Source organism: Spiroplasma sp. hy2 (assembly GCF_044714365.1).
GTDB classification, from domain to species: Bacteria; Bacillota_I; Bacilli_A; order Mycoplasmatales; family Mycoplasmataceae; genus Spiroplasma; species Spiroplasma phoeniceum.
The window spans coordinates 1-2,201 of sequence record NZ_RXFZ02000163.1; the positions used below are offsets into that span (position 1 = coordinate 1).

Sequence of the window (2,201 nt, forward strand, 5' to 3'; positions counted from 1 at the left end):
AAAAAACAACATAATAGACTAGTTTCAAAAATGAGAATTATTATTGAAAATATTTTTGCTATTCTTAAAAAATTTAAAATTATTACAGAAAAATATCGTAATCATAGAAAACGATTTAGTTTAAGATTTAATTTAATTGCTTCAATTTATAATTTGCAATTATTATAGATAGCATAGAAGATGTATTTAAAATTAAATAATTTAAATAAGTCATTCAAGAAATCTAATATTAATAGCAAAAAAATGGAGAATCTTTTACAAAATAATCTCTTTAAAAAAAATTTAATGATATAATATTGTTGTTCATATGACAATATAATAAATCTTCCTTTTTTTTCTTTTTAAAATTTAAAGTATGATTTTAGATATTCATTTGAATAAGAAAGGAGGGCAGCAAGAATGTATAATAATAAACCACAACACAGATTTAATAAAAAAAATGAACAATTTATTAACGATGAAAAGTTTTTATTAGCATCAAAACAACCGCAATTAAAAACAGTTACTAGTAAAGATGGACAAATAAGAGATTTATGTGAATTTTGAGTTTTAGATAATGGTGAAGAAGTGCAATGTGTAGTATGAAATGATTTAGCACAAAAATTAAATGCTGAATTTAATCTTGAAAGCTTTACAGCAATTACTATTACTTATAAAAAGAATTTTAATGATTTTACTGGTAAAACTCGTTATAGTGTTCGTGATTTTGCTTTTACTAATTAATTCATTCTTTGATTTTAAAGTAAAACAATAAAAACCCTTTTCAAAGGGTTTTTTCTTTGGAATTATTAATAAAAGTCTAGTATTAAAGGAATTTAAATTGTGTTTTATTTTGTTAATAAGACTTTTTTAGGGAAAAATGTTATAATAATATTAATTGAAAGCAAAAGGATGATATAAAATTTATGGAGAAAAAATATTTAATTAAAATATTAGCAAAAAAGGATGCAACTTTAAATTATAAAACAGCAATGGCTTTGACCCAAAAGGTTTTAGCAGAAGAAACTGGGACTGTTGATCCTAAAATTATTTTACGTTTTAAATGATATCGCCCATCGCAAGAAGTTTTTGAAAGTATTTATTCAACTGCTGTATGAGGAACAAAGATTGTTTTTGAACGTTATCAAGATTTAATTCCTAATATTGCTTAAAAGATGTTGTTTCTTTCAAAGCTTTATATAAAGGGATTATGAATGTTTTTGTTAAAATTGATGATGAAATCCAAGCTTATGGGGAAAATATAATTGCTATTACTGATTATGCTAATTTATTATTAACCATTATTTCGGAAATAACTAAAACCAATTTTATTCGAACAACTTTTCATGATAAACATCTTGAGAATCCTAATATTAATCCTTTTTTAAGTCATATTTTAGGAGGGGCAGCATTAGGAATTGCTCGTTGGTTTGGTTATCGAATTCTTCATCAAGATGACGGACATGAATTAATTCAAAAATTATATATGATGAATATTAATAAAATTAAGGGATTTGACCAAGATAATATTAATGACATTTTATTTTTAATTGAAGATTTATTAAATTATATTGAAAAAAACTCTTATTTTATTGAAGAGTTTACCGCAGCAGATCAATAGAATTGTTTCATAAAGTAGTAAAACTTATGGCAAAAATGAAAAACTTTGTATATGCAACATATGATAACCAAAATGTTTATTTAATTATTAATAATCAAAATGAGGCAATTATGATTGATGCATCAAATGCAACAAGAAGAGCAATTGAATATATTAAACAAAAAAATTAACCTTAAAAGCATTATTTATTACACATGGGCATATTGATCATTATGATGGCCTTGATAATGTTTTAAAAGAATATCCAGATTTAAAAATTTATATTAAAAAAATTGATTTACGATTATTGTCGCAACATAAGGTTGACGATGAGACAGGTGCAATTTTAGGTCCAGGAATTAATTATCCATTAACAAATATTGTTGCTTTAAGTGGTGATACTGTTGTTGAAGAAATTGWTTATWACATTAGACTTCTTGCATAACCTATTAAAATAATTGTAAATATTTTTAAAAAGATACTAATAGCAAATTATAATTTTAATTAATTATGTCTTTTATTTAAAAATTTAATATTTTCCTACAACGAAAAATGACTTTTTTATTTAAATTATTTAATTTTAAATACATCTTCTATGCTATCTATAATAATTGCAAATTAA

General features: G+C 22.8%; 5 protein-coding genes and 2 pseudogenes. All 7 read left to right on the forward strand.

Annotation, left to right across the window (positions count from 1 at the left end; genetic code table 4):
• Positions 1-168: pseudogene (locus tag EHV01_RS04855) on the forward strand (IS5/IS1182 family transposase); the annotation flags it as partial.
• A gap of 231 nt (positions 169-399) precedes the next feature.
• Positions 400-723, forward strand: coding sequence for a hypothetical protein (locus tag EHV01_RS04860; protein ID WP_114565262.1), 324 nt, complete (start codon positions 400-402; stop codon positions 721-723).
• Between the two features lie 182 nt (positions 724-905).
• Positions 906-1,151 carry a hypothetical protein gene (locus EHV01_RS04865; RefSeq protein WP_422066468.1) on the forward strand — a complete coding sequence of 82 codons (246 nt, stop codon included), beginning with the start codon at positions 906-908 and terminating at the stop codon, positions 1,149-1,151.
• A gap of 38 nt (positions 1,152-1,189) precedes the next feature.
• Complete coding sequence (locus tag EHV01_RS04870; protein ID WP_422066469.1) at positions 1,190-1,600, forward strand: hypothetical protein; 411 nt, start codon at positions 1,190-1,192, stop codon at positions 1,598-1,600.
• 35 nt (positions 1,601-1,635) lie between these two features.
• On the forward strand, positions 1,636-1,770 hold the full coding sequence (locus tag EHV01_RS04875) for a hypothetical protein (RefSeq protein ID WP_422066470.1): 135 nt from the start codon (positions 1,636-1,638) through the stop codon (positions 1,768-1,770).
• Positions 1,771-1,802: 32 nt separating this feature from the next.
• Positions 1,803-1,868 (forward strand): annotated as a pseudogene (locus EHV01_RS04880) (MBL fold metallo-hydrolase); the annotation flags it as partial.
• An 18-nt stretch (positions 1,869-1,886) separates the two neighbouring features.
• Complete coding sequence (locus tag EHV01_RS04885) at positions 1,887-2,024, forward strand: hypothetical protein (protein ID WP_422066471.1); 138 nt, start codon at positions 1,887-1,889, stop codon at positions 2,022-2,024.
• Positions 2,025-2,201 lie beyond the last annotated feature (177 nt).